This window comes from Mycobacterium sp. UNC410CL29Cvi84, assembly GCF_000686745.1.
GTDB classification, from domain to species: Bacteria; Actinomycetota; Actinomycetes; order Mycobacteriales; family Mycobacteriaceae; genus Mycobacterium; species Mycobacterium mucogenicum_B.
The window spans coordinates 132,243-156,957 of record NZ_JMLM01000014.1 but is presented as its reverse complement, the minus strand read 5'-3'; the positions used below and the strand labels follow the sequence as shown (position 1 = coordinate 156,957).

At 67.6% G+C, this 24,715-nt stretch carries 22 protein-coding genes and 1 pseudogene; 14 read left to right on the top strand and 9 right to left on the bottom strand.

Translation table 11 applies throughout. The features are described 5' to 3' along the window. Nucleotide 1 precedes the first annotated feature (1 nt). Together ipdA and echA20 are read right to left on the bottom strand one after the other, a co-directional pair. The gene (gene ipdA, locus BR47_RS0120530; RefSeq protein ID WP_029105077.1) at nt 2-892 is read right to left on the bottom strand and encodes a cholesterol ring-cleaving hydrolase subunit IpdA; all 891 of its coding nucleotides are present in this window, start codon (nt 890-892) and stop codon (nt 2-4) included. Between the two features lies 1 nt (nt 893). Continuing rightward, a complete protein-coding gene (echA20, locus tag BR47_RS0120525) occupies nt 894-1,649 on the bottom strand; it encodes a (7aS)-7a-methyl-1,5-dioxo-2,3,5,6,7,7a-hexahydro-1H-indene-carboxyl-CoA hydrolase (protein ID WP_020100810.1) in 756 nt (251 codons plus the stop codon). A gap of 57 nt (nt 1,650-1,706) precedes the next feature. Between echA20 and BR47_RS0120520 the strand changes: the two genes are divergently transcribed. Then, nucleotides 1,707-2,471 carry an SDR family oxidoreductase gene (locus tag BR47_RS0120520; RefSeq protein WP_036427613.1) on the top strand — a complete coding sequence of 255 codons (765 nt, stop codon included), beginning with the start codon at nt 1,707-1,709 and terminating at the stop codon, nt 2,469-2,471. 10 nt (nt 2,472-2,481) lie between these two features. Continuing rightward, on the top strand, nt 2,482-3,387 hold the full coding sequence (locus tag BR47_RS0120515; RefSeq protein WP_029120629.1) for an SDR family oxidoreductase: 906 nt from the start codon (nt 2,482-2,484) through the stop codon (nt 3,385-3,387). A gap of 64 nt (nt 3,388-3,451) precedes the next feature. Here the strand turns inward: BR47_RS0120515 and BR47_RS0120510 are convergent, their stop codons facing one another. From BR47_RS0120510 to BR47_RS0120495, 4 genes and pseudogenes are all read right to left on the bottom strand, one after another. Beyond that, a complete protein-coding gene (locus BR47_RS0120510; RefSeq protein WP_029120628.1) occupies nt 3,452-4,369 on the bottom strand; it encodes a TIGR03564 family F420-dependent LLM class oxidoreductase in 918 nt (305 codons plus the stop codon). Nucleotides 4,370-5,149: 780 nt separating this feature from the next. After that, nucleotides 5,150-5,782 (bottom strand): annotated as a pseudogene (locus BR47_RS34215) (histidine phosphatase family protein); the annotation flags it as partial. Between the two features lie 256 nt (nt 5,783-6,038). Beyond that, nucleotides 6,039-6,533 carry a nitroreductase family deazaflavin-dependent oxidoreductase gene (locus tag BR47_RS0120500; protein WP_020100804.1) on the bottom strand — a complete coding sequence of 165 codons (495 nt, stop codon included), beginning with the start codon at nt 6,531-6,533 and terminating at the stop codon, nt 6,039-6,041. A 22-nt stretch (nt 6,534-6,555) separates the two neighbouring features. Next, nucleotides 6,556-7,707: a steroid 3-ketoacyl-CoA thiolase gene (locus BR47_RS0120495; protein WP_029120627.1), complete on the bottom strand. Its 1,152-nt coding sequence runs from the start codon at nt 7,705-7,707 to the stop codon at nt 6,556-6,558. Nucleotides 7,708-7,864: 157 nt separating this feature from the next. Here BR47_RS0120495 and BR47_RS0120490 point away from each other — a divergent pair, with 157 nt between their 5' ends. The 9 genes from BR47_RS0120490 to BR47_RS0120450 all read left to right on the top strand — a co-directional run bounded on the left by BR47_RS0120490 (nt 7,865) and on the right by BR47_RS0120450 (nt 17,770). Next, complete coding sequence (locus BR47_RS0120490; protein ID WP_020100802.1) at nt 7,865-9,112, top strand: cytochrome P450; 1,248 nt, start codon at nt 7,865-7,867, stop codon at nt 9,110-9,112. 48 nt (nt 9,113-9,160) lie between these two features. Continuing rightward, nucleotides 9,161-10,165: an acyl-CoA dehydrogenase family protein gene (locus BR47_RS0120485; protein ID WP_029120626.1), complete on the top strand. Its 1,005-nt coding sequence runs from the start codon at nt 9,161-9,163 to the stop codon at nt 10,163-10,165. After that, nucleotides 10,165-11,328: an acyl-CoA dehydrogenase FadE29 gene (gene fadE29, locus BR47_RS0120480; RefSeq protein ID WP_020100800.1), complete on the top strand. Its 1,164-nt coding sequence runs from the start codon at nt 10,165-10,167 to the stop codon at nt 11,326-11,328. The genes BR47_RS0120485 and fadE29 overlap by 1 nt, the downstream gene beginning before the upstream one ends. A gap of 11 nt (nt 11,329-11,339) precedes the next feature. Then, complete coding sequence (locus tag BR47_RS0120475; protein ID WP_029120625.1) at nt 11,340-12,314, top strand: bifunctional MaoC family dehydratase N-terminal/OB-fold nucleic acid binding domain-containing protein; 975 nt, start codon at nt 11,340-11,342, stop codon at nt 12,312-12,314. Continuing rightward, complete coding sequence (locus tag BR47_RS0120470) at nt 12,296-12,718, top strand: MaoC family dehydratase (protein WP_064985696.1); 423 nt, start codon at nt 12,296-12,298, stop codon at nt 12,716-12,718. The genes BR47_RS0120475 and BR47_RS0120470 overlap by 19 nt, the downstream gene beginning before the upstream one ends. A 2-nt stretch (nt 12,719-12,720) precedes the next feature. Then, the gene (gene ltp2 / locus BR47_RS0120465) at nt 12,721-13,875 is read left to right on the top strand and encodes a 17-hydroxy-3-oxo-4-pregnene-20-carboxyl-CoA lyase (protein ID WP_029105075.1); all 1,155 of its coding nucleotides are present in this window, start codon (nt 12,721-12,723) and stop codon (nt 13,873-13,875) included. A 126-nt stretch (nt 13,876-14,001) separates the two neighbouring features. After that, entirely contained in the window at nt 14,002-15,813 is a 1,812-nt protein-coding gene (locus BR47_RS0120460) for a DUF2339 domain-containing protein (protein WP_036427621.1), read from the top strand. Nucleotides 15,814-15,870: 57 nt separating this feature from the next. Beyond that, entirely contained in the window at nt 15,871-16,989 is a 1,119-nt protein-coding gene (locus BR47_RS0120455) for a hypothetical protein (RefSeq protein ID WP_020100795.1), read from the top strand. A 19-nt stretch (nt 16,990-17,008) separates the two neighbouring features. Next, nucleotides 17,009-17,770 (top strand): hypothetical protein, encoded by a 762-nt coding sequence (locus BR47_RS0120450; protein WP_029120622.1) that lies wholly within the window; start codon nt 17,009-17,011, stop codon nt 17,768-17,770. Between the two features lie 79 nt (nt 17,771-17,849). On the opposite strand, the gene BR47_RS31010 is transcribed toward BR47_RS0120450, so the two are convergent. From BR47_RS31010 to kstD, 3 genes are all read right to left on the bottom strand, one after another. After that, entirely contained in the window at nt 17,850-19,031 is a 1,182-nt protein-coding gene (locus tag BR47_RS31010) for a DUF1942 domain-containing protein (protein ID WP_051634911.1), read from the bottom strand. Nucleotides 19,032-19,247: 216 nt separating this feature from the next. After that, nucleotides 19,248-20,108: an enoyl-CoA hydratase ChsH3 gene (gene chsH3 / locus BR47_RS0120440; protein ID WP_020100792.1), complete on the bottom strand. Its 861-nt coding sequence runs from the start codon at nt 20,106-20,108 to the stop codon at nt 19,248-19,250. A 1-nt stretch (nt 20,109) separates the two neighbouring features. Beyond that, nucleotides 20,110-21,792: a 3-oxosteroid 1-dehydrogenase gene (kstD, locus tag BR47_RS0120435; RefSeq protein WP_029120621.1), complete on the bottom strand. Its 1,683-nt coding sequence runs from the start codon at nt 21,790-21,792 to the stop codon at nt 20,110-20,112. 71 nt (nt 21,793-21,863) lie between these two features. On the opposite strand from kstD, the gene BR47_RS0120430 reads away from it, so the two are divergent. From BR47_RS0120430 to dmpG, 3 genes are read left to right on the top strand one after another with little or no spacing between them, the layout of a single operon-like run. Beyond that, nucleotides 21,864-22,649: a 2-keto-4-pentenoate hydratase gene (locus BR47_RS0120430; RefSeq protein ID WP_020100790.1), complete on the top strand. Its 786-nt coding sequence runs from the start codon at nt 21,864-21,866 to the stop codon at nt 22,647-22,649. A 28-nt stretch (nt 22,650-22,677) separates the two neighbouring features. Next, nucleotides 22,678-23,595, top strand: coding sequence for an acetaldehyde dehydrogenase (acetylating) (locus BR47_RS0120425; RefSeq protein ID WP_029120620.1), 918 nt, complete (start codon nt 22,678-22,680; stop codon nt 23,593-23,595). Beyond that, on the top strand, nt 23,592-24,671 hold the full coding sequence (dmpG, locus tag BR47_RS0120420) for a 4-hydroxy-2-oxovalerate aldolase (RefSeq protein WP_036427612.1): 1,080 nt from the start codon (nt 23,592-23,594) through the stop codon (nt 24,669-24,671). Before BR47_RS0120425 ends, dmpG begins: the two co-directional genes overlap by 4 nt. The last annotated feature ends 44 nt before the right edge of the window (nt 24,672-24,715 follow it).

The window sequence follows — 24,715 nt, the reverse complement described above, 5'->3', positions numbered from 1 at the left end:
GTCACTTGTTGGCCTCCTTCTGAGCCTCGGCGAACTTACGGACCGCGGCCTGGTAGTCGGCTTCGGTTCCGGACAGGTAGGTCTTGACGAACTCGGCCCAGGTCTCGTCCGAGCCGGCGGCTTCGGCGTAGTGGCGCTGGAACTTCTCGTCGCGCCGGTAGTCGGGCTCGTTGGTGGTGAAGTGGGCGCCGTTCGGGGCCTCGACCACGGTGTCGACCATCATGCGGTTGATGATCTGCTGCTGCGGCACAACCGACTTCACCAGCTCTTCAGTGGAGACGATCTTCTCGACCGACAGGTGCCGGCGCTCGGCCGACATCAGGAACAGGTCGTCGAAGTAGGGGTCGATGCCGGTGTAGGCGGCATTGCCCTTCACGTCGCCCAGGTTCATGTGCACGAATGCGGCATCGAGGTTCAGCGCCGGCATGGCGATGAGTTCCTCGTAGCCGTCGCCGGTCGGGTACGGGGACTTGACGGTCTTGAGCTCGTCACCCCAGAAGGCACGGACGTCGCTGCCGAGGCCGGCGCGGATCGGCAGGAACGGAAGACGTTGTGCGGCAGCCTGTAGGCCACAGCGCAGCATGCCCTCGTCCATCTCGCGGGCCTCGATGGCGCCTTCGGTGCGGCGCCGCGCGAACCACGGGTCGTAGAACGGCGGCGAGTCCAGCGACACGAAGCCGTAGTAGACGCGCTTGACCTTGCCTGCGGCACAGAGCAGTCCGAGATCCGGGCCGCCGTAGGTGACGACGGTCAGGTCGGTGACATCGGTGCGCAGCAGCGCGCGCACGAATGCCATCGGCTTGCGGCGCGAACCCCAGCCGCCGATGCCGATGGTCATGCCGCTCTCGATCTCGGCTACTGCGGCCTCGAGGGTTGTTGTCTTGTCTGCCATATTATTTCGACCCCTTGTTGGTCCCCGCGAACTCGTCGCGGTGCTCGTCGGACACGCCGGACAGATTCAGTTCGAAGGTGAAGCCCTGCTCCATGCGGTAGCGCGCGTTCACGGGCTGCACGTCGATGAAGTTCAGTGCCTCCTTGGCAGCGCGGATCACGCGGGTGTCCTTGCTCGCGATGTCGCGGGCGACGCGCAGCGCGGCCTCGTCGAGCTCCTCGCGCGGGACGACCTCGTGCACCGAACCGAAGTGCTGCAGCGTCGAGGCGGGCACGGTCGCGGCGGTGAAGAACAGCCGGCGCATCATGTGCTGCGGGACCAGGCGCGACAGGTGGGTCGCAGCGCCCAGCGCGCCACGCTCGACCTCGGGCAGACCGAACTTCGCGTCGTCGGAGGCGACGATGACGTCGGCGTTGCCGACCAGGCCGATGCCGCCGCCGACGCAGAAGCCGTTGACGGCCGCGATGACCGGGACCTGGCATTCGTACACCGCGCGGAACGCCTCGTAGCAGCCGCGGTTGGCGTCGATCAGGGCGCCGAAGCCCTCGGTGTTCTGCATTTCCTTGATGTCGACGCCGGCATTGAAGCCGCGTCCCTCGGCCCGCAGGATCACCACGTGGGTGCTCTTGTCGCGCCCGGCGGCGGTGATCTGGTCAGCCAGTTCGAACCAACCGGCCGACGGGATGGCGTTGACCGGCGGGTAGTTCACGGTGACCGAGACGATGCCCGGTTCGACTGTCTTGGTGGTGATGGTCATCAGTCACTTCCTGGGGGACGGGTACCTAAGCAAGCACTTGCTTGGTACGCTAGCACAGTGACTGCTGGAATCAATCTGCAATTGGCCGGTCGCGTGGTGCTGGTCACCGGCGGTGTGCGCGGCGTCGGCGCCGGCATCAGCGCGGTGTTCGCCGAGCAGGGCGCCACTGTGATCACCTGCGCGCGGCGCGAGGTCGAGGGCTTGCCCTACGAGTTCCACGCCTGCGACGTTCGTGACGACGCGGCGGTCAAGGCCATGATCGACGCCATCGTCGCCAAGCACGGCCGGCTGGACGTCGTGGTCAACAACGCCGGTGGCTCGCCGTTCGCGCTGGCCGCCGATGCGTCGGCCAAGTTCAGCACAAAGATCATCGAGCTCAACCTGATTGCGCCGCTGCTGGTTTCGACGCACGCCAATGCGGTGATGCAGCAGCAGGACACCGGCGGCGTGATCGTCAACATCTCCAGCGTCAGCGCGCACCGGCCCACCCCGGGCACCGGTGCGTACGGCGCCGCCAAGGCCGGCATCGACAGCCTGACCACGACGCTCGCCGTCGAGTGGTCGCCCAAGGTCCGGGTGAACTCCGTCATCGTCGGCATGGTCGAGACCGAGCAGTCCGAACTGTTCTACGGCGACGCCGAGTCGGTCGCCGCCGTGGCCGCGACCGTGCCGCTCAAGCGGCTGGCCAAGCCCACCGACATCGGCTGGGCCGCAGCATTTTTGGCCTCCGAGGCCGCGTCGTACGTCAGCGGTGCGTCCCTCGAAGTGCACGGCGGCGGCGAGCCGCCGCGATACCTGGAAACGTCCAGCGCCAACAAATAAGGAGAGATCAATGGGATTGCTCGACGGCCGCGTGGTCATCGTGACGGGTGCCGGTGGCGGCATCGGGCGTGAGCACGCGCTCGCGTTCGCCGCGGAAGGTGCCCGCGTCGTGGTCAACGACATCGGCGTCGGCCTGGACGGTTCGCCCGCCGGTGGCGGTAGCGCCGCGCAGAATGTGGTCGACGAGATCGTCGCCGCCGGTGGCGAGGCCGTGGCCAACGGCTCGAACGTCGCCGACTGGGAGCAGGCCGCGGCCCTGATCCAGCAGGCCGTCGATACCTACGGCACCCTCGACGTGCTGGTCAACAACGCCGGCATCGTCCGCGACCGCATGTTCGCCAACGCCACCGAAGACGAATTCGACGCTGTCACCGCGGTGCATCTCAAGGGGCACTTCGCCACCATGAAGCACGCCGCCGCGTACTGGCGCGCCAAGGCCAAGGCCGGCGAGACCGTCGACGCCCGCATCATCAACACCAGCTCGGGCGCCGGCCTGCAGGGCAGCGTCGGCCAGGCCACCTACAGCGCCTCCAAGGCCGGCATCGCCGCGCTGACGCTGGTCGCCGCGACCGAGATGGGCCGCTACGGCGTCACCGCCAACGCCATCGCGCCGTCGGCTCGTACCCGCATGACCGAGACCGTCTTCGCGGATGCGATGAACACCCAGGACCAGGCGTTCGACTCCATGGCCCCCGAGAACATCTCCCCGCTGGTGGTGTGGCTGGGCAGCGTGGAGTCGCGCGACGTCACGGGCAAGGTGTTCGAGCTCGAAGGCGGCAAGATTCGTGTTGCCGAGGGTTGGGCGCACGGCCCCGAGATCGACAAGGGTGCCAAGTGGGACCCGGCCGAGCTGGGCCCCGTGGTCGCCGATCTGCTGGCCAAGGCGCGTCCCGCGGTGCCCGTCTACGGCTCGTAACAGCCGCGATCGTGAAAGCGTCCCCGCAACGAATCACGTTGCGGGGACGCTTTTTTGGTCTGCATCACAGCGTGGCGGCGACATCCCAGATCGGTTCGAGCGCCGCGATGCCGGTGCGGACGAGCGGACTGAGTACGACATCGGTCGCGCCTGCGGCGATGTACCGGCGCAGTTGAGTGGACACCTGCGAAGCAGTGCCGACCGCCGCGAGATCGATGACCGAGTCGACGCCTTCGCGTTCGATCACCTTGGCGTACGACGGGATCGTCGCGTAGAACTCGAGAGCCTCCGCCGCGCGGTTGCGGCCCTCGTCGACGTCGTCGGTCACCAGAACGGGCACCGCGGCAATCACTTTGGGTGCGGGCCTGCCGGCTGCGGTCGCGGCCGCGGTGATGGTCGGCACGATGAATTCCTCGATGGTGCGCGGCCCGGCCAGATAGGGCAGGGTGCCGTCCGCCAATTCCCCTGTCACACGTAATGCCTTGGGCCCCATGGCCGCGACATAGACGGGCAGGGGCGTGCCACCGGCGACCGTCACCGGAAACTCTGGGGCGGCGGTGAATTCTTCGCCGTGGAAGTCGACGGTGCCGGTGTCCAGGATCGACCGGAGCACCTGCAGGTGTTCGCGCAGCCGGCCGATGGTGTTCGGCCACGTGGTCCCGAAAGCCACCTGCTCGGGAGCATGCGCACCCAGCCCGAGGCCGAGGCTGAAGTTCCCGCCGGTGGCCGCTTGGGCGGTCAGCGCCTGCGAGGCGAGCGTCAGCGGGTGGCGCGGGTTGACCGGTACGACAAAGGTGCCGACGCCAAGGCCCGGCACCGCGGCACCGACGTATCCGGCGAGCGAGATCGCGTCGTGGTCGAACTGCTGGGCTATCCACACCTGGCCGACGCCGGCGTTGTAGGCGCGGCGGGCCTGGTCGATCGCGGCAGCGACATGATTGGCGGAAGTACGGTCGGGGTCCAGCACAACTCCGGTCGGCATATCAACGACAACGACGGGGCCGGGCCGCCGATTCCGGCCCGGAAAGAAAAACTCCCCCAGAACGAAACTCGTTCTGGGGGAGCCTCTTTGCTGTTGTTACTTGGCGGCGTCGGCCTTGGCGGCCTTGTCCTTCTGCTGCTTCTCCGCCTTCTTCGGCTTTTCGGCCTTGGGCTTGTCGGCCTTGTCCGACTTGTCCTTCTTCGGCTTGTCCTTCTTGACCTTGGTGCCCTTGTCCGCGGCGCCCTTGTCGCCGGTGCCGGCCTTCGGGGTGTCCTCGGTCTTGGAATCACCGGCCTTCGTATCGCCGGCCTTGACGTCGTCGGCCTTGGTGGTGTCAGCCGGGGTGTCGTCGGCCTTGGTGGCCTTGACGGTCTTGTCCTTGGTGCCGGTGGTGGCCGGCTTCAGGGCGGAGACCTGCTTGGCGAGCGTCGGCGTCACCGCGGGCTTGTCGGCGCTGTCGGCTTCTTTCGCTGCGGCGGTATTCGGGGTGACGGCCTGCACCGATGCCGGCGGGGGTGCCGCCTTGAAGACGGTGCCGGTCTGGACGGACTTCACGACGCTCTTGACCACGTTGATCGGGAGGTTCACGACGGCCTTGGCGGTATCGAACACGCCGTCCCGAATGGCGTTGGCGACGTTGGCGATGTTGCCGGTCCGCAGAGCCTTCGCGACGTTGTAGAGCGCCATCTGCGGCACCTTGACGGCGTCGCGGACATTGACGAACAGCTTGGTGGGCAGGGCCGGGTTCTGCGTGACGGCGATACCGCCCCAGTTCTCCAGGGTCCAGCCGTCCTCGGGGTTGCCGGTCACGGTGACGATCTCGGTGTTGCCCAGCGGGTGCTTCAGCATCAGGGTGAGGTCGGGGTTCTCGACGTTCATCAGGGTCCACGCCATGATCGACATGCCGTGCGCGAAGGCCACCGGGTTCTGCGCGCCGCTGTTGTAGATGTCGTCGACCGCACCGTTGAACCGGTCCTGGAAGACCGCGCCATTGGCATCGGGCGAACCGGGCATCGGCATCAGGAGGTTGCCCGTGGCCCACGACAGCGGGATCAGCGCGTAGAGGATGCGGGCGAAGCCGGAGTCCTGCGACTGGCCTTCGAAGATGCCGGCCTGCACCTCATGGAGACCGCTCAGCACCGTCACCGGCATGCCGGTCGCGGTGGCGTACGGAGCTGCGGTCTGCTGGGTGCGCACCATGTCCGAGGCGAAGATGGCGTCGTGTGCCAGGCCGTCATTGGCGAGGACGCCGGCCACCGTCTGGGCCTGGGTCTGGCCCGTCGTCGTCAGATTGGGGCCCGGGATCTTGGTGTCGATGAGGCCCGAGGCGTTCCCCTCGGATTCGCCGTGCCGGACGAACGTGATGGTGATGTTCGTTGCGGCCCAGGCCGAAAAGGCCGAGGTGAGGAACATGAAGACGGCGGCGACCAGAACGGCCGCGGCTCGAGCCCCGCGTTTGAATGTTCGGCTGTGGTTCAGCCGGACCATTGATGACATAGACGGCTCCATAGTGTTGGCCCTGGATGTGTGCAGGGCCACACTATGTACACATCTATGAATCTGTCTAGTCTCTTCCGTCAATTACCGGATGAACTTTGCTGGCGGTGCTTTGCGCACAAAAAACTCCCCCGGAACGACGGGCGTCCAGGGGAGTTTTTTCGGTCTGTGCTCAGGCCGGGTCGAGCAGGATGATCGGAATCTTCCGGTCCGTGTGCGAGCGGTAGTCGACGAAGTCCGGGTACATGGCGTCGAGCTTGGGCCAGTACTCGTCGCGTTCGGCATCGGTGGCCTCACGGGCGGTCAGCTGCAGCTTCTCGCCGCGCACCTGGAACTTCACCTTCGGGTTGGCAACCAGGTTCAGGTACCACATCGGGTGGGTGTCGCGGCCGCCCTGCGAGGCGACGACGACGATGCGGTCGCCTTCACGCAAGTACAACAACGGGCTGTCGCGGGGCTCGCCGGATTTGCGGCCGATCGTGGTCAGGATCCCGACGGGCGGGGGAGTGGCGACGGGCTTGGAGCCCAGCCGCCACTTGGCGCCGATCCGGCCGTCGGTCGCCCGGAATGCCCAGGTGTTGATCCGCGACATCCACTTGAAGCCGACCTGCATTCCCTTGGAATTCAGGATCTTCAGCTGCCTGTCGCTCATTTCCCCGTCGGCCATGGTGGCGACCCTGCTCCTCGCTCTAGATGCGCTCGATGATCGTGCCGGTGGACAGCGCACCGCCGGCGCACATCGTGATCAGCGCCGTCGACTTGCCGGTCCGTTCCAGCTCGTGCAGCGCGGTCGTGATGAGCCGCGAGCCGGTGGAACCCACCGGGTGGCCCAGCGCGATGGCGCCGCCGTTGACGTTGACCCTATCCATGTCGGCCTTGTGCACCTGAGCCCAGGACAGCACGACGGACGCGAAAGCCTCGTTGATCTCGACCAGGTCGATGTCGGCCATCGACATGCGCGCCTTCTCGAGCACCTTGGCGGTCGACTGCACCGGGCCGTCCAGGTGGTAGTAGGTCTCGGCGCCGACGTTGGCCTGCGCGATGATCCGGGCGCGGGGCGTGAAGCCGAGCGCCTTGGCCTTGTCCTCGTCCATCCACAGCACCGCGGCGGCACCGTCGGAAATCTGCGATGACGTGCCGGCGGTGTGGATGCCGCCCTCGATGACGGGCTTCAGCGAGCCCAGGCCCTCCAGGGTGGTGTCGCGCAGGCCCTGGTCGCGGCTGACCCAGTTGAGCTCGGCGGTGGGCTGCTTGTTCTCGTCGATGACCGGTGCCTCGATGGGCGAGATCTCGCGGTCGAAGCGGCCCTCGGCCCAGGCCTGCTTGGCCTTGGCCTGCGAGGCGAAGCCCAGTGCGTCGATGTCGGCGCGCGTGATGCCCCGGCGCTTGGCGATGCGCTCGGCGGCCTCGAACTGGTTGGGCAGGTCGATGTCCCACGAAGCGGCGCGGGCGCCACCGCCGTTGGCGCCCAGCGGCACCCGGCTCATGGCCTCGATGCCGCAGGCGATGCCGATGTCGATGGCGCCGGTGGCGATCAGACCCGCGATGAGGTGGTTGGCCTGCTGCGCGCTGCCGCACTGGCAGTCGATGGTGGTGGCGCCGACGTGCTCGGGCAATCCGGCGACCAACCAGGACTGCCGGGTGATGTTGTTGCCCTGCTCGCCGTACTGCGTGACGCAGCCGCCGATGAGCTGCTCGACGTCGCCGGCGTCGAGCCCGGCCTTCTCGACGAGAGCCTTCTGTGTGGCGCCCAGAAGCTCGGTCGCGTGCAGGCCGGACAGCCAGCCACCTCGCTTGCCGATGGGGCTACGAGTGGCTTCAACGATGACAGGATTACCCATGGCCTCAGGCTAGAACACGTTTCATTACTCTGACAAGCAATCATCGGGACGTGCCTTTTATCTGCGGTGAAGGCGTGTTTCAATGGTCGCAACGCCGAACTAGAAGGATTTGTCTCGGAACCCTGTTCTGAGGCGTTGGATTCCCCAAGGAGACACCATGCCCTGCCCCATCCCGTCCGATCTCGACTTGTTGGACGCGAACCTCAACCTGGAGCGGCTGCCTGTCGAGGAACTCGCGGAGCTGCGCAAGTCCGAGCCGATCCACTGGGTGGACGTGCCCGGCGGCACCGGTGGCTTCGGTGACAAGGGCTACTGGATCGTCACCCGCTACGACGACGTCAAAGAGGTGTCGAAGCGGAACGACATCTTCGGCAGCGCGCCCGATGGCGCGATTCCGGTGTGGCCGCAGGCCATGACGCGTGACGCCGTCGACGTGCAGCGCGCCGTGCTGCTGAACATGGACGCCCCGCAGCACACCCGGCTGCGCAAGATCATCTCCCGCGGCTTCACCCCGCGTGCCATCGGCCGCCTGCAGGCCGAGCTGAACGAGCGGGCCCAGAAGATCGCCGAGACCGCCGCCGCGTCGGGCACCGGTGACTTCGTCGAGCAGGTCTCGTGCGAACTGCCGCTGCAGGCCATCGCCGGACTGCTCGGTGTGCCGCAGGAAGACCGCGACAAGCTGTTCAACTGGTCCAACGAGATGACCGCAGGCGAGGACCCCGAGTACGCCCACATCGACCCGGCCGCATCGTCGTTCGAGCTGATCACCTACGCCATGAACATGGCCGCAGAGCGGGCCAAGAACCCGACCGACGACATTGTCACGCAGCTGATCGAGGCCGACCTCGACGGCGAGAAACTGTCCGACGACGAGTTCGGCTTCTTCGTGGTGATGCTGGCCGTGGCCGGTAACGAGACCACCCGTAACTCGATCACGCACGGCATGATCGCCTTCTCCCAGAACCCCGACCAGTGGGAGCTGTACAAGAAGGAGCGTCCGGAGTCGGCCGCCGACGAGATCGTCCGTTGGGCCACACCGGTTACCGCATTCCAGCGCACCGCGCTGGAGGACACCGAGCTCGGTGGCGTGAAGATCAAGAAGGGCGAGCGGGTCGTCATGTCCTACCGTTCGGCCAACTTCGACGAAGAGGTGTTCGAGGACCCGCACACCTTCAACATCCTGCGCTCGCCTAACCAGCACGTCGGCTTCGGCGGCACCGGCGCGCACTACTGCATCGGCGCCAACCTGGCGCGCATGACCATCAACCTGATGTTCAACGCCATCGCCGACCATATGCCGGACCTGGCCTCGGTCGGTGAGCCCGAGCGGCTCATGTCGGGCTGGCTCAACGGCATCAAGCACTGGCAGGTTGACTACACGGGTAAGTGCCCCGTCCAGCACTGACGGCGACTGACTGCAGTAGTCCGGTAACACGAATCAAGGAGGATTCGGGTGGATTTCACACCGAGCCCCGAGCAGCAGGCTGTCGCCGATGTGGTGACCTCTGTGCTCGAGCGGGAAAACACTTGGGACGCACTGGTTTCCGGTGGCGTCGTGGCACTGGCAGTGCCGGACCGCTTGGGCGGTGACGGGTTGGGGCTGCCGGAGGCGGCCACCGCGCTGACCGAGATCGGTCGGCGCGGCACCACCGGACCGGCACTCGCCACCATCGGGCTCGCCCTGGTGCCGCTGGTCGACCTGGCCACCGAAGCGCAGCAGGACCGGTACCTGGCGGGCGTCGCGCAGGGCGCGGTGCTGTCCGCCGCCCTGAACGAAGCCGGCAACCAGCTGCCTGAGAAGCCGTCGACCAGCTACGCCGGCGGCAAGCTCAACGGCACCAAAATCGGTGTGCCGTATGCCGAGACGGCGCAGTGGCTGCTGGTCACCACCGACAGTGGTGTGGTCGTCGTGTCACCGAAGGCCGCCGGTGTGACGGTCGAGAAGACCCCGACCGCCAACGGCTCGGACGAATACGTCGTCACCTTCGCCGACGTGGCAGTGGCCGACGACGATGTGCTGGCCGGTGCCACGGTGGCGCGGGTGAACGAGTTGGCGCTGGCCATGATCGGCGCGTTCGGTGCCGGCCTGGTGGCCGGTGCGCTGCGGCTGACGGCCGACTACACCGCGACCCGCGAGCAATTCGGCCGGCCGCTGTCCACCTTCCAGACCGTGGCGGCGCAGCTGTCCGAGGTCTACATCGCCTCGCGGACAATCGATCTCGTGTCCACCTCGGTGGTGTGGCGGTTGTCGGAGGGACTCGACGCAGCCGAGGACCTGGCGATCCTGGGCTACTGGCTGACCTCGCAGGCCCCACCTGCCATGCGGCTGTGCCATCACCTGCACGGCGGCATGGGCATGGACATCACCTACCCGATGGACCGCTACTACTCCTCGATCAAGGACCTGAACCGCCTGCTCGGGGGTCCGTCGCACCGTCTCGATCTGGTGGGAGCCTGATGTTTATCGACCTGACCGCGGAACAGCGCAAGCTGCAATCCGAACTGCGCGAGTACTTTTCGACGCTGATCACGCCCGAAGAGGCGGCGGCGATGGAGACCGACCGGCACAACGAGGCCTACCGCGCCGTCATCAAGCGCATGGGCAGCGACGGCAAGCTCGGTGTGGGCTGGCCCAAGGAGTACGGCGGCCTGGGCTTCGGGCCCATCGAGCAGCAGATCTTCATCAACGAGGCCAACCGCGCCGACATCCCGCTGCCGATGGTCACGCTGCAGACCGTGGGACCCACCCTGCAGCTGCTCGGCACCGAGGAACAGAAGAAGAAGTTCCTGCCCGGAATCCTTTCCGGTGAAGTGCATTTCGCGATCGGTTACTCCGAGCCCGAAGCTGGCACCGACCTGGCGTCGCTGCGGACCACCGCAGTCCGGCACGGTGACGAGTACATCGTCAACGGCCAGAAGATGTGGACCACCGGTGCCCACGACGCCGACTACGTGTGGCTGGCCTGTCGCACCGACCCGACCGCGGCGAAGCACAAGGGCATCTCGATCCTGATCGTCGACACCAAGGACCCGGGCTACTCCTGGACCCCGATCATCCTGTCCGACGGTGCCCACCACACCAACACGACGTACTACAACGACGTGCGGGTGCCCGCCGACATGCTGGTCGGTGAGGAGAACGGCGGCTGGAAGCTCATCACCACGCAGCTCAATCACGAGCGCGTCGGCCTGGGCCCGGCCGGTCGCGTGGCCGGCATCTACGAGCAGGTGCACAGCTGGGCCTCCCAGCCGGGCTCCGACGGCGTTGTCCCGCTGGACAATCCGGAGGCCAAGCGGCTGCTGGGGCAGATCAAGACGATCATGCGGCTCAACGAACTGCTCAACTGGCAGGTTGCCTCGTCCGGCGAGAACATCGCCGTCGCCGACGCGGCCGCGACGAAAGTCTTTTCCACCGAGCGCATTCAGGAAGTGAGCCGGTTGGCCGAAGAGGTCGTCGGGCGCTTCGGCAACCCGGCCGACACGCATACCGCCCAGTTGCTGCAGTGGCTGGACACGATGGCCAAGCGCAACTTGGTCATCACCTTCGGTGGCGGGGTCAACGAGGTCATGCGCGAGATGATCGCCGCATCGGGCCTCAAGGTTCCGCGGGTTTCGCGGTAGGAGGGCGATCGATGACTGATCTTCAGGCCGGTATCGACGAGATCGTCGCATCCGGGCGCAGCAAGCCGACCCTGAGCCGGGATCCGGTGAACCAGCCCATGATTCACCACTGGACCGACGCGATCGGCGACAAGAACCCGATCTACGTCGACGAGGAGGCGGCCAAGGCCGCGGGGCACCCCGGCATCGTGGCGCCGCCCGCCATGATCCAGGTCTGGACCATGATGGGCCTGGGCCGGACCCGGTCCGACGACGATCCGCTGGCCCGGATCATGAAGTTGTTCGACGAGGCCGGGTACGTCGGCGTCGTCGCCACCAACTGCGACCAGACCTACCACCGCTACCTGCAGCCGGGTGAGCGCGTCAGCATCAGCGCCGAGGTCACCGACGTGGTGGGTCCGAAGCAGACGGCGCTGGGCGAGGGCTACTTCGTCAACCAGAAGATCCGCTGGCATGTCGGCGACGAGGAAGTCGCCGACATGGACTGGCGCATCATGAAGTTCCTGCCCGCCAACAAGCAGGGTAAGGAGGCCGAGGAGAAGGATGTAACCGGTTCCGCTCTATCGGATCTGGACCCGGACAAGCTGATGCGACCGTCGTCGTCGCGCGACACCCAGTTCTTCTGGGACGGCGTCAACGCGCACGAACTGCGGATCCAGAAGCGGCCCGACGGCTCGCTGCAGCACCCGCCGGTGCCGGCCATCTGGCAGGACAAAGAGGCCCCGATCGACTACGTCGTCTCGTCGGGCCGCGGCACGGTGTTCAGCTACGTCGTGCACCACGCGCCGAAGGTGCCCGGCCGCAGCCTGCCGTTCATCATCGCGCTCGTCGAACTCGAAGAGGGCGTGCGCATGCTCGGTGAGCTGCGCGGCGTCGAGCATGACGACGTGAAGATCGGAATGCCGGTCAGCGCAACGTTCCTCGACTTCCCGGACAGCGACGTCAGTCCGGCCTGGAGCCTGTACGCATGGGAGGCAGCGAAGTGACCGCCACCGTCAGTGCCACCGTGGGCACCAAGCTGCCCGAGCTGTCGATCTACGGCGACCCGACGTTCATCGTCTCGACCGCCATCGCCACCCGGGACTACCAGGACGTGCACCACGACCGGGACAAGGCACAGGCCAAGGGCTCCAAGGACATCTTCGTCAACATCCTGACCGACACCGGTCTGGTGGGGCGTTACGTCACCGACTGGGCCGGCCCGAACGCCATCATCAAGTCGATCAAGCTGCGCCTCGGTGTGCCCTGGTACGCCTACGACACCATCACCTTCCGTGGTGAGGTGACCGCTGTCGAGGGCGACCTCGTGACGCTGAAAGTGGTGGGCAGCAACAGCCTTGGCGACCACGTCATCGCCACCTCGACGCTCACGATGGGAGCCGCGCAGTGAGCATCTCCGGCAAGGCCGTCATCGCCGGCATCGGCGCCACGGACTTCTCCAAGAACTCCGGCCGCAGTGAACTGCGGCTGGCCGCCGAGGCCGTCACCGACGCCCTGAACGACGCTGGCCTGTCGCCCAAGGATGTCGACGGTCTGGTGACCTTCACCATGGACTCCAACCTGGAGACCGCGGTGGCCCGCTCCACCGGCATCGGAGAGCTGAAGTTCTTCAGCCAGATCGGCTACGGCGGCGGCGCCGCCGCGGCGACCGTGCAGCAGGCCGTGCTGGCGGTGGCGTCCGGCATCGCCGAAGTCGTTGTCGCATACCGCGCTTTCAATGAGCGCTCGGAGCACCGCTTCGGCCAGGTGATGACGGGGCTGACCGTCAACGCCGACTCCCGGGGTGTCGAGTACAGCTGGTCGTACCCGCACGGGCTGAGCACGCCGGCCGCCTCGGTCGCCATGGTTGCGCAGCGCTACATGCACGAATACGGCGCCACCAGTGCCGATTTCGGTGTCGTGTCGGTGGCCGACCGCAAGCATGCGGCGACCAACCCGAAGGCGCACTTCTACGGCAAGCCGATCACCATCGAGGACCACCAGAACTCGCGGTGGATCGCCGAGCCGCTGCGGCTGCTCGACTGCTGTCAGGAGACCGACGGCGGTGTGGCCATCGTCGTCACCACCCCGGAGCGCGCCAAGGACCTCAAGCAGCGTCCGGTCGTCGTCGAGGCGGCGGCGCAGGCGGCAGGCGAGGACCAGTTCACCATGTACTCGTACTACCGTGACGAGCTCGGCCTGCCCGAGATGGGCCTGGTCGGAAAGCAGCTGTGGGGCCAGAGTGGCTTGACGCCCAATGACATTCAGACTGCGATCCTGTACGACCATTTCACCCCGTACACCCTGATCCAGCTCGAAGAGCTCGGTTTCTGTGGCCGGGGCGAGGCCAAGGACTTCATCGCGAACGGTGCGATCGAGCTGGGCGGCAAGCTGCCGATCAACACGCACGGCGGTCAACTCGGTGAGGCCTACATCCACGGTATGAACGGCATCGCCGAAGGCGTCCGCCAGCTGCGCGGCACCTCGGTCAACCAGGTGCCCGATGTCGAGCACGTGCTCGTCACCGCCGGCACCGGCGTCCCGACGTCAGGTCTGATCCTGGGCTGAGTTCCCTCGCGAACAGACGCAAATGTCCCCGCACGCCCGGCGTGTCGGGGACATTTGCGTCTGCTCGGGCTAATAGAGGTAGTCCTACTCATCCGGATTCGGGTGGCTGGCGCGATGATGACCTGCATGACCGAACCGCAGCGGGCGATGGTGGCCCGGCTCTCGCAGGATGTCGTAGCGATTTCTCATCATCTGGCGTGGGTGTCGGCCTGCCTCACCGAACTCGATCGGTCGATGGCGTACCAGCAGCCGGCCGCGCAGCCCGTCGCATACGCTGCGCCGCAACAGTATTGGCAGCCGCCACAGGCCGCGCCGGTCGCGCCGCCGGCACCGCAACCAGTGCGGCCCACGGCTGCGCCGTACCCGCAGCCGCGACCCGAGCGCTCGGACGGTTGGATCGGCAAGGCACTGGCCGCCGCCGGCGTCGCGGTGACGTTGATCGGCGTCGCTCTGCTGTTGGTCCTCGCCGCGCAGGCCGGGCTGTTGCGGCCCGAGTTCCGTGTCGGCGCGGGGGCGGTCCTGGCAGCCGGCCTGGTGGTCGGGGCGACTCGCCTGAAGACGCGGCCCGGCGGCACAGTGGGCGCGGTTGCCCTGGCCGCCACCGGTATCGCCGCGGCGTACATCGACGTCGTCGCGGTCACCACGATTTACGAATGGCTTTCTGCGCCGGTCGGTTTGGTACTCGCGGCAGTGATCGGCGGCGGCGGGCTGACCTTGGCGCGGCGCTGGGACTCCCAGCAGCTCGCGCTGCTGGTGCTGGTACCTCTGGCCGTGCTGGCGCCGGTGGTGGCCGACGGCGTCTCGCTGCTGCTGATCGGGTTCATGCTGGCGCTGTCCGCGGCGTCGTTGCCGGTGCAGATCGGCAAGGACTGGGTCGCGATGTTCGTGGCCCGGACCGCCGTCTGCACTTTTCCGTTGCTGGTGGCACTGGCCTCGGCGACATTCGGCACGCACCGGAATCCGGGACTCGCGGCTGCCTGCGCGGCGGCGGCCGTGCTGGCCGTTGTGGGTGCGTTGATCCTGCTGCCCAAGACGGCCAACCGTTCGCTGCTGGCCCTGGCCACTGCCGGCGGTGCGGTGCCGGTGCTGTTCGTCACGGCGGTGGTCCGCCCGCTGATCGCCGCGTCGATCATCGCTGCGGTGGCTGGCCTGTTCCTGGCCATCGTGCTGGCCGGCAATCGGCTGCCCGGCGTCGTCGACGTGGTGCGGCGGATCTGGGCGGCGACGGCCGCGGTCTGCGCGCTGGTCGCGGTATTGGTGGCCTTCGACGGCCGGACGGGCAGTGCAGTTTTGCTCGCGATGTCCGTCGTGGTGGCCGTCGCCGGGCGTCGCGACGCCATCGCCCGCTGGGTGGCCGCCGGGTTCGGGGCCGTGGGCGGTGCCGTCTACCTCAGCTACTCTCCGCCGGACCTGTTGTTCCGCGCGGTGGAGCTCAATACGCACAATGCCGTGTCCACCATCGTCTCCAGCATCTTGGCGGTGGGCAGTGCGGTCGCCGTCGTGTGGTCGTGGGCCGGCCGGCGTGACGACGACGAGGTGCGGCTGATGTGGGCCGGTGCGGTCGTGGTCGCCGCCTACGCGTCCACCATGGCGACCGTCACCGCCGGCGTGCTGATCGGCGGCGTGAAGGGCGGGTTCTTCGCGGGCCACATGGTCGCGACCATCGGCTGGATCGCCGTCGCGGCAGCGTTGTTCGGGTACGCGGCGCGCGGGCCGAAGGCGCAGCGGTCACTGCCCATCGGCGGCGGTCTGGCGCTGGTGGCGGCGGCGATGGCCAAGCTGTTCCTGTTCGATCTCGGGACCCTGAACGGGATGTTCCGGGTGGCGGTGTTCATCGTCGTCGGCCTCGTGCTGCTGGCCATGGGGACCGGTTATGCCCGGTTGCTCGCCCGGCAGGATCAGCCGAACCCGGACCGTCAGTTTGCGTCGGGTGGGTAGCTGTCGGGGCGGTAGGCTCGAACCGACGCGGTATGTCTGGGGAAGGGGGCCGTGTCTATGGGGATTCAGCCGGACAGCAGTCCGTTCGGATCGCAGACGGTGACGGGCCCGGGGTGGCCCAACGTCAATGAGGAGCAGCTCGAAGAAGCGGCTGCGCATTACACGAAGCTGGCCACCAAGATCAGCGGATCAGTGGTGCCCCAGCAGACCAGCCAGTTGATGAACCTCACCGACCAGTGGCAGGGCGCGGCGTCGCTGGCGGCGGCAGGCGAGGCCGGCACCATCATCGGCGGCCATGAGGCCAACGGCGCGCAGGCGGCGGCCATCGCCGCCAAACTGCAGTCGATGGTGGCCGCGGTCATCAAGACCAAGAACCTGGTCAACGCCACCGCCGAGGAAGTCCAGGCGGAGTGCATGGCCCTGTCCGCGGCGCCGTTCCCCAACGTGCAGGAACTGATTCAGAGCCGCATCAAGATGGGCCTGTCCCAGAACATCGCCGCGGTAACGGCCAGTGCCACCGAGGTGGCCAACTTCGTCGGTGCGCCGCCGAGCATCCCGACGGCCGGTGTGCCGCCGCAGGTGGCGCAGACCGCGCAGAAGACCGCGGAGTCGGCGGGCAAGGGCGGCGACCAGATGGGCCAGATGATGGGCCAGATGATGCAGATGGCCGGTCAGCTCCCGCAGATGCTGGGGCAGCTGCCGCAGCAGGCCATGCAACCGCTGCAACAACTTTCGCAGCCACTGCAGCAGTTGACGTCCCTGTTCCAGGGCGGCGGGCAGGGCAAGGCCGGCCTCGGCGCCTCACCGTTCGGTGCGTTCTCCAACCATCCGCTGGCCGGCGGTTCCGGCGCGGCTCATGGCGCGGGCCTGATGAAGGGCGGCATGCCCGGCGGCGGTGGCGGTGTGGGTGCGGCCTCCGTGCAGACGCCGCTGCTGGCCAAGATGGTCGGCCCTGGCGCGGCCGGACCCGGCGTGATGCCGGCGAGCGCCGCGGGCGGCATGGGCGCCGGTGGCCTGGCTCCGGTCGCAGCTGCCGCAGGTGCCGGTGGCGCGATGGGTGCCATGGGCGGCATGGGTCACCGTGAAGGCGGCGGCGGGGGCCGTATCACGCAGCTGGCGGTGCCCGAAGCGCTCGACCACGGTTCCTATGACGAAGACGTCGACGACGACTGGTGAATGAGTAGGGGGATATCTGATGTCGATGATGCAGACACCGGACAACATCAGCTGGAACACGGCTTCCGTCGAGCTGCCTGACATGCCGATGATCCAGCCCGGCGAGGACGCCATGAGCGCGACCATCGCCGCGATCCTGCCGGCCATGGCAGCCGACATGACCGCCAATGTGGCGTCGCTGCAGGCCAAGGAGGGCATGTTCTCCGGCAAGGTCGGAATGGCCCAGTCGGCCTACGACAATGCCGACAGCAAGGGCGGCGAGGGCGTCGGCCAGATGGGGCAGATGCTCGGCCAGCTCGGGCAGATGGGTCAGCAGGCCGGTCAGATGGCGGGCCAGGGCGGCGGCATGGGCCAACTCGGCCAGCAGGCCGGCCAGTTCGGTCAGATGATCCAGCAGGCCATGGGCAAGGGCGGCGGCAAGGAAGGCGGCATGCCGGGCGGGGAACCGCCGGAGGGCCAGCCCGGCGGGCCGGGCGGCGGTGGCGCCCCCATGTCGCCAGAGCAGCGCCAGGCGCAGCAGGATGCCCGGGAGAACCAGCAGAACGACCGGCAGTCCCAGCAGGACGCCCGTCAGCAACAGCAGGACAACCGGCAGTCCCAGCAGGATCGCCGGGAGGCCCAGCAGGACACCCGCGACTCCCGTCGGCACACGTCCGCTCCGGCCCAGGCGGCGCCGCCGGCGGCGGGTCCCAGCGCCGGTTCGCACAACGCCGGTCCGGCGCCCGTCGCCCCGGTGGCTCCGCCGCCGCAGCGTGGCGGTGACGTCGGCCGTCAGATGTAGTTCCTGAAACAACAAGCCGGACAACGAAATTGGGGCCAGTCGCGATGCTCGCGACTGGCCCCAATTCGATGGTTGACCGTTAGGAGGCCGGTGCCGGGGCCGGGGTCGGGGTGACCGGAGCAGCCGGAGCGGCCTGCTGGTTACCGGCCGGGGTGGCGGTGCCCTGACCCGCGCTGGAGGCGGGCTGGCCGGCGATGGCCTGGCTCGGGCCCGGAGCCGGTGCCGGGGTCAGCGGAGCCTGCGAGACAGCGCCACCGGCGGTGGCAGCGGTGCCCGGGCCGCTTTCGGCGGCGGTGGGAACCGGAGCGGCCTCGGGAGCCGGGCCGGCGGCCGGAGCCGTCGCCGGGGTACCCGCGGGGGTGCCGGCCGGGGTGCCTGCCGGAACCTGGGCACCGGCCGGGACCGGAGCATCAGCGCCCGGAGTACCGGCCGGGGCCGGAGCAGCCGCCGGAGTGCCCGCCGGAGCCGGAGCAACTGCCGGAGTGCCGGCCGGGGCCGGGGTACCGGCCGGGGTCGCGGCAGGGATCTCACCGTTCGGCGTCGCCGCCGGGACCGCACCGGTGGTGGTGCCGGCCGGAGGCTGCGTGCCCGTGGCGGCCGGAACAGCGCCGGCCGGGGTGGCGCCGGGCACGGCGCTGCCGAGACCGGCAGGAGCAGCAGCCGGGGCGGCAGCAGGAGCGGCGGCGGGAGCGGCAGCCGGGGCCGGGGTGGTGGCGGCCGGAGCAGTGCCACGGGCCGGGGCGGCGGCAGGAGCGCCAGCGGCGGGGGCTTCGGTGCCCTGCCACTTGATCACTTCGCGGTCACCGTCGGTGTAGACGACGCTGGTCGGCGCGGCGCCCGTCACGTCGAAGTAGATCTTGCCCTTGGACTCTTGCCCTTCGGCGAGGCCGGCGGGGTTGATGCCCTGCGGAGTGGCAGCGCCCCACAGCACGCGGTAGTTCTCGCCGGTCGCGGTGCGGGCGTTCAAGTTCGGCACGAACGGCTGCGAGTTGCCGCGTTCGGCCGTGTACTCCGCTGTCGCTTCCCACAGCGTGCCGTTGAGGTGCTGCGAGAGCACATCGGTGCTGGGCTTGAGGTTGCTGATCTGCCATTCCGCGACGGTGTTCCCGTCGACGAGCTTGCCGTCCGCGCCGAACGCCACCGTGGTGGGTGCGGACGTCACCCCTGCGGGCTGGGCGGGGTCGGCCACCGCAAACGGTGTCGCGATCAGGCCGAATGCGGCGGCTGCGCCGATGGCGATGGTGATCTTGCGGGTACTCATGTTGATGTGGCTCCTTTATCTCCAAGTCGTCCGACGGGCGGCTTCCCCCACGGAAGTTGAGTCACGAGTAATTGGATAATTACTGACTACTACGAAAGCTAGCAGGTTAAGCGTCTGCTGTGGATAGAGGCGGACGCGCCGACGGCGACCCGACCGCCGGCCCTGGTTTGCCGAAAGCGGCCGCTGAATGAGCGGCCGCTTCCGAATACGTCCTGGTCAGGACGCGGTGAGCTCGATTCCAGCAAGCACGACGACATTGTCCCGGCTCGGTGCCGTCAGCACACCGGTGATTCGTTCACCGTCACGCCAAAGGTTGGCCTGCAGGGTTTCACCCGGGATCACGGTGCCCGCGAAGCGCGCGCCGTAGGACCGGACCCGGCCGGCGTCGCCGTCGAGCACGTTGTCGACGATGGCCTTGCAGCCGATGCCGTAGGTGCACAGACCGTGCAGGATCGGGCGGTCGAAGCCGGCGGCCTTGGCGAACGCCGGGTCCGAGTGCAGCGGGTTGCGGTCGCCGCAGAGCCGGTACAACAGTGCCTGCTGCGGCAGCGTCGGCAGCGCGATCTGCAGGTCCGGCGCCCGGTCGGGCTCGGCAGCCGAGGTCGACGGACCGCGGTCACCGCCGAAGCCGCCCTCGCCGCGGGCGAAGATGGACCGCTTCTGCTTCCACAGCGGAGCGCCGTCGAGGGTGGTCACGGTGGTCTCCGACCAGATGACCGCGGCCTTGCCCTTGTCCCAGATCTCGGTGAACTTGGTGACGGCGCGGCCCGTGCCCGACGGCGGGATCGGCGCGTCGGTGTAGATGGCCTCGCTGGCGTGCAGCACCCGGCTGAGCTCGATGTCGATGCCCGGGAACTTGACCGTCGGCGCCTTGGTCTCGTGGAAGCTCTGCGCCACGTTGCCGAAGGTCGGCAGCACCTGCGGCTTGTCGTCGATCAGGTAGCGCAGCTCGCGCTCGCTCATCGGGTCCGCGCCGGCACCCAGGCCCAGGTGGTACAGCTGCACATCGCTGCTGCTCCACGAGAATTCGACGGGCGCCAATTCGGCGCCGATGGCCTCATCGAGATTGATCGGCATGTCAGCCCTTTCCTGCCACGTGCAGTGCCGCGAGGTATCCGAAGGTCATGGCGGGGCCGATGGTCCCGCCGGGGCCCGGGTAGGTATGACCCATCACCGGTCCACTGACGTTGCCAGATGCGTACAGGCCCTCGATCACCGAGCCGTCTTCCCGCAGCGCGCGGCCGTGGATGTCGGTGACGATGCCGCCCTTGGTGCCGAGGTCGCCGGGCACCATCTTGGCCGCGTAGAACGGGCCGTGCTTGATCTCGCCCAGGTTCGGGTTCGGCTTGTTGGTCGGGTCGCCGTAGTACCGGTCGTAGGCGCTGTTTCCGCGGCCGAAGTCCTCGTCGACACCGCTGCGGGCGAAGCCGTTGAAGCGCTCGATGGTGGCCTTGAGCTCATCGACGGGCAGGTTGGTGAGCTCCGCCAGTTCCTCGATGGTGTCGGCCTTGACGACGACACCGGCCTCGGTCCACTTCTTCGGAATGCGTTGTCCCGGCTGCAGACCCGCGAAGATGTAGCGGTTGCGGTACTGCTGGTCGAAGAGCAACCACGCCGGCACGTTCTCGCCCGGGCCCTCGCCCTGGCCGTACTGACCGCCGTACATGTGGTGGCAGGCCTCGACGTACGGCATGGACTCGTTCATGAACCGCTTGCCGTTCATGTTCACGATGATGGAGCCGGGGGAGTTGCGCTCGGACAGGGCGAACCACGGGTTGTCGGGCAGCGGCACCGTCGGGCCCCACCAGGCGTCTTCCATGATTTCCAGTGCGGCGCCGAGCTTTTCGGCGGCCAGGATGCCGTCGCCGGTGTTGGCCTTGGCGCCGACGGTCCAGTCGGTGGTGATCGGCTGGCGCTGGTACTTGGTGCGCATCTCTTGGTTCTTCTCGAAGCCACCGCTGCCCAGGATCACCGCGCGGCGGGCCCGGATCAGTTGCGGCTCAGCGCTTTCCGGAGCGTTGGTGTCACGGACATAGATGCCGGCAACGCGGCCGTTCTCGTAGTACAGGTCGGTCAGCGCGGTGTTCAGCTGCACCGGGACGCCGGCCTTCTGCAGGCCGATGCGCAGCGGGGCGATCAGGGCGCGGCCCATACCGACCAGGTTCTTGCCGGTGGCGCCGGCCCAGGTGGCGCGGATGCCGACCTTCAGGCTGCGCAGCACGCCGCGCGGGTGGCGCTTGAGCTGGTTGAGCCGGACGTAATCCTGTTGCATCACAACCATGTTCAGCGGGACCTTGCCGTACGCCGGCTCCAGGCCCTTCTCGTCGACGCCGAGCTTCTTGGCGTTGAACGGCTTGGGCTCGACGGACCGTCCGCCGGCGCGGCCGCCCTCGACCTCGGGGTAGTAGTCGGAGTAGTTCGGCACCCAGCACAGCTTCAGTGGCGAGTTCTTCAGAACGAAGGACAGCATCTCGGGGCCGCGCTGCAGGTAGGTGTCGATCTTCTCTGCGGGCACCACGTCGCCGACGATCTTGTGCAGGTAGGTGCGGGCCGCTTCCGGGGTGTCCTTGACCCCCGCACGCTGCAGAATCTCATTGTTCGGGATCCAGACGCCGCCACCTGACCGCGCAGTGGAACCTCCATAGTGTGGGGCCTTTTCTACGACTACTGTCGAAAGGCCCTGATGGGCTGCGGTGAGGGCGGCGACCATACCGGCTGCACCGCTGCCGACGACGACAACGTCGTACTCCTGTCCAGTCATGTAGAACACGTTATAGAATTGCCCGGCCTGTGGACAACTGCGCCGGTCCATGAAGTTAGGGGAATTCACGAATGCTGTCCGACAACGTGCGTGCCGAGCTCGCCGCCGCGCTGGCCCAAGCCGAGCGCAGCCGGGTCGCGATGTCGCCGATGACCGACACCTACGCCGACATCGACGTCGTCGACGCGTACGAGATCCAGCTGCTCAACATTCGTCAGCGGGTCGCGGAAGGTGCCCGCGTGGTGGGACACAAGGTTGGTCTGTCCAGCGAGGCCATGCAGAAAATGATGAATGTGGATGAACCCGACTACGGGCACCTCCTCGACGACATGCAGGTATTCGAGGACAAGCCCGTGCTGACCTCGAAGTACCTGTTGCCGCGGGTCGAGGTCGAGGTCGGGTTCGTGCTGGCCGACGATCTGCCCGGCGCCGGCTGCACCGAGGACGACGTGCTGGCCGCCACCGCCGCGTTCGCGCCGGCCATCGAGCTGATCGACACCCGCATCACCAACTGGCAGGTCAAGTTGTGCGACACCATCGCCGACAACGCGTCCTCGGCCGGCTGGGTTCTCGGCAAGGAGCGGGTGTCGCCCAAGGACATCGACATTCGCAACATCGACGCCGTGCTCAAGTGCAACGGCGAGGTGCTGGGCGAGGGCCGCAGCGACGCGGTGCTCGGCAACCCGGTGACGGCGGTGGCCTGGCTGGCGCGCAAGGTCGACCAGTTCGGCGTGCGTCTCAAGGCCGGCGACGTGGTGCTGCCGGGGGCCTGCATGCGGGCGTTCGATGCCAAGCCGGGTGACGACTTCGTCGCCGAATTCGCCGGATTGGGTTCCGTCCACCTGTCTTTCGCGTAATACCCAAAGTTTCTGTAGAGGAGTGAGCATGCCGTCCAAAGCGAGCGTCGCGATCGTCGGCTCGGGAAATATCAGTACTGACCTGCTGTACAAGCTGCTGCGGTCGGACTGGCTCGAGCCGCGCTGGATGATCGGTATCGACCCGGAGAGCGAGGGCCTGGCCCGCGCCCGCAAGCTGGGTCTGGAGACCAGCGCCGAAGGGGCGGACTGGCTCCTGGCCCAGAGCGAGAAGCCGGACTTCATCTTCGAGGCCACCAGCGCCTACGTGCACAAGGCGTACGCGCCGCGGTACGAAGAAGCCGGCATCCGCGCCATCGACCTGACCCCGGCTGCCGTCGGCCCTGGCGTCATCCCGCCGGCCAACCTGCGGGCGCACCTGGATTCGATGAACGTCAACATGGTCACCTGCGGTGGCCAGGCCACCATCCCGATGGTCTACGCCGTGTCGCGTGCGGTCGAGGCGCAGGGCGGCGTGCCCTACGCCGAGATCGTGGCGTCGGTGTCGTCGGCTTCGGCCGGCCCCGGCACCCGGGCCAACATCGACGAGTTCACCAAGACCACCAGCGCCGGCGTGCGCAACATCGGTGGCGCCCGCGCGGGCAAGGCCATCATCATCCTGAACCCGGCCGAACCGCCGATGATCATGCGCGACACCATCTTCTGCGCCATCCCCGAAGATGCCGACCACGCTGCGATCACGCAGTCGGTCAAGGACGTCGTCGCCGAGGTGCAGACGTACGTGCCCGGTTACCGGCTGCTCAACGAGCCGCAGTTCGACGAGCCGTCGGTGGTCAACGGTGGCCAGCACGTCGTCAGCATCTTCGTCGAGGTGGAAGGTGCCGGCGACTATCTGCCGACCTACGCTGGAAACCTGGACATCATGACCGCCGCGGCCACCAAGGTGGGCGAGGAGATCGCCAAGGAAATCGTGGGAGTTAAGGCATGAGCACCGCACCTGAGTCGGGAAGCATCTTCTCTAGCGATGTTTTTTTTGATGCCGCCTGGGACGTCCGGATGACGGACACCTCGCTACGCGACGGTTCACACCACAAGCGCCACCAGTTCACCGCTGACGAGGTGCGCGCTATCGTCGGCGCCCTCGACAACGCCGGCGTCCCGGTCATCGAGGTGACCCACGGTGACGGACTTGGTGGTTCGAGCTTCAACTACGGGTTCTCCAAGACCCCGGAGCAGGAGCTGATCACCATCGCGGCCGAGACCGCGAAGAACGCCAAGATCGCCTTCCTGATGCTGCCGGGTGTCGGCACCAAGGAAGACATCCGGATCGCGCAGGGCAACGGCGGTTCCATCTGCCGCATCGCCACCCACTGCACCGAGGCCGACGTCTCTATCCAGCACTTCGGCTTCGCCCGCGAACTGGGCCTGGAGACCGTGGGCTTCCTGATGATGAGCCACACCATCTCTCCCGAGAAGCTGGCCGCGCAGGCCCGCATCATGGCCGACGCCGGCTGCCAGTGCATCTACGTCGTGGACTCCGCCGGTGCGTTGGTGCTCGAAGGTGTCGCCGACCGGGTGGCCGCTCTGGTCGCCGAATTGGGTTCGGATGCGCAGGTTGGTTTCCACGGACACGAGAATCTCGGTCTGGGCGTTGCCAATTCGGTCGAGGCTGTGCGTGCCGGTGCCAAGCAGATCGACGGCTCGTGCCGCCGGTTTGGTGCGGGTGCCGGTAATGCGCCGGTCGAGGCGCTGGTCGGCGTTTTCGACAAGATCGGTGTCAAGACCGGCATCGACTTCTTTGACATCGCCGACGCCGCGGAAGAGGTTGTCGCCCCGGCGATGCCCGCCGAGTGCCTGCTGGACCGCAACGCACTGGTGATGGGCTACGCGGGCGTGTACTCGAGCTTCCTCAAGCACGCGGTGCGCCAGGGCGAACGTTACGGCGTGCCTGCGCACGAGCTGCTGCTCCGTGTCGGCCAGCGCAAGCTGATCGGTGGCCAGGAGGACCAGCTGATCGACATCGCGCTCGAGATCCAGCGCGAGCGTGCCGAGGGCAAAGCCTAACTGCCGCAAGCGAAAACGCCGGCCGTCCCGAAAGGGGCGGCCGG

What these genes read in the sequence shown, in the direction of transcription:
- ipdA (WP_029105077.1), bottom strand. Translation starts at nt 892, where the DNA reads ATGGCAGACAAGACAACAACCCTCGAGGCCGCAGTAGCCGAGATCGAG.
- echA20 (WP_020100810.1), bottom strand. Translation starts at nt 1,649, where the DNA reads ATGACCATCACCACCAAGACAGTCGAACCGGGCATCGTCTCGGTCACC.
- BR47_RS0120515 (WP_029120629.1), top strand. Translation starts at nt 2,482, where the DNA reads ATGGGATTGCTCGACGGCCGCGTGGTCATCGTGACGGGTGCCGGTGGC.
- BR47_RS0120510 (WP_029120628.1), bottom strand. Translation starts at nt 4,369, where the DNA reads ATGCCGACCGGAGTTGTGCTGGACCCCGACCGTACTTCCGCCAATCAT.
- BR47_RS0120500 (WP_020100804.1), bottom strand. Translation starts at nt 6,533, where the DNA reads ATGGCCGACGGGGAAATGAGCGACAGGCAGCTGAAGATCCTGAATTCC.
- BR47_RS0120495 (WP_029120627.1), bottom strand. Translation starts at nt 7,707, where the DNA reads ATGGGTAATCCTGTCATCGTTGAAGCCACTCGTAGCCCCATCGGCAAG.
- BR47_RS0120490 (WP_020100802.1), top strand. Translation starts at nt 7,865, where the DNA reads ATGCCCTGCCCCATCCCGTCCGATCTCGACTTGTTGGACGCGAACCTC.
- fadE29 (WP_020100800.1), top strand. Translation starts at nt 10,165, where the DNA reads ATGTTTATCGACCTGACCGCGGAACAGCGCAAGCTGCAATCCGAACTG.
- BR47_RS0120475 (WP_029120625.1), top strand. Translation starts at nt 11,340, where the DNA reads ATGACTGATCTTCAGGCCGGTATCGACGAGATCGTCGCATCCGGGCGC.
- BR47_RS0120470 (WP_064985696.1), top strand. Translation starts at nt 12,296, where the DNA reads ATGGGAGGCAGCGAAGTGACCGCCACCGTCAGTGCCACCGTGGGCACC.
- BR47_RS0120460 (WP_036427621.1), top strand. Translation starts at nt 14,002, where the DNA reads ATGACCGAACCGCAGCGGGCGATGGTGGCCCGGCTCTCGCAGGATGTC.
- BR47_RS0120455 (WP_020100795.1), top strand. Translation starts at nt 15,871, where the DNA reads ATGGGGATTCAGCCGGACAGCAGTCCGTTCGGATCGCAGACGGTGACG.
- BR47_RS0120450 (WP_029120622.1), top strand. Translation starts at nt 17,009, where the DNA reads ATGTCGATGATGCAGACACCGGACAACATCAGCTGGAACACGGCTTCC.
- BR47_RS31010 (WP_051634911.1), bottom strand. Translation starts at nt 19,031, where the DNA reads ATGAGTACCCGCAAGATCACCATCGCCATCGGCGCAGCCGCCGCATTC.
- chsH3 (WP_020100792.1), bottom strand. Translation starts at nt 20,108, where the DNA reads ATGCCGATCAATCTCGATGAGGCCATCGGCGCCGAATTGGCGCCCGTC.
- kstD (WP_029120621.1), bottom strand. Translation starts at nt 21,792, where the DNA reads ATGACTGGACAGGAGTACGACGTTGTCGTCGTCGGCAGCGGTGCAGCC.
- BR47_RS0120430 (WP_020100790.1), top strand. Translation starts at nt 21,864, where the DNA reads ATGCTGTCCGACAACGTGCGTGCCGAGCTCGCCGCCGCGCTGGCCCAA.
- BR47_RS0120425 (WP_029120620.1), top strand. Translation starts at nt 22,678, where the DNA reads ATGCCGTCCAAAGCGAGCGTCGCGATCGTCGGCTCGGGAAATATCAGT.
- dmpG (WP_036427612.1), top strand. Translation starts at nt 23,592, where the DNA reads ATGAGCACCGCACCTGAGTCGGGAAGCATCTTCTCTAGCGATGTTTTT.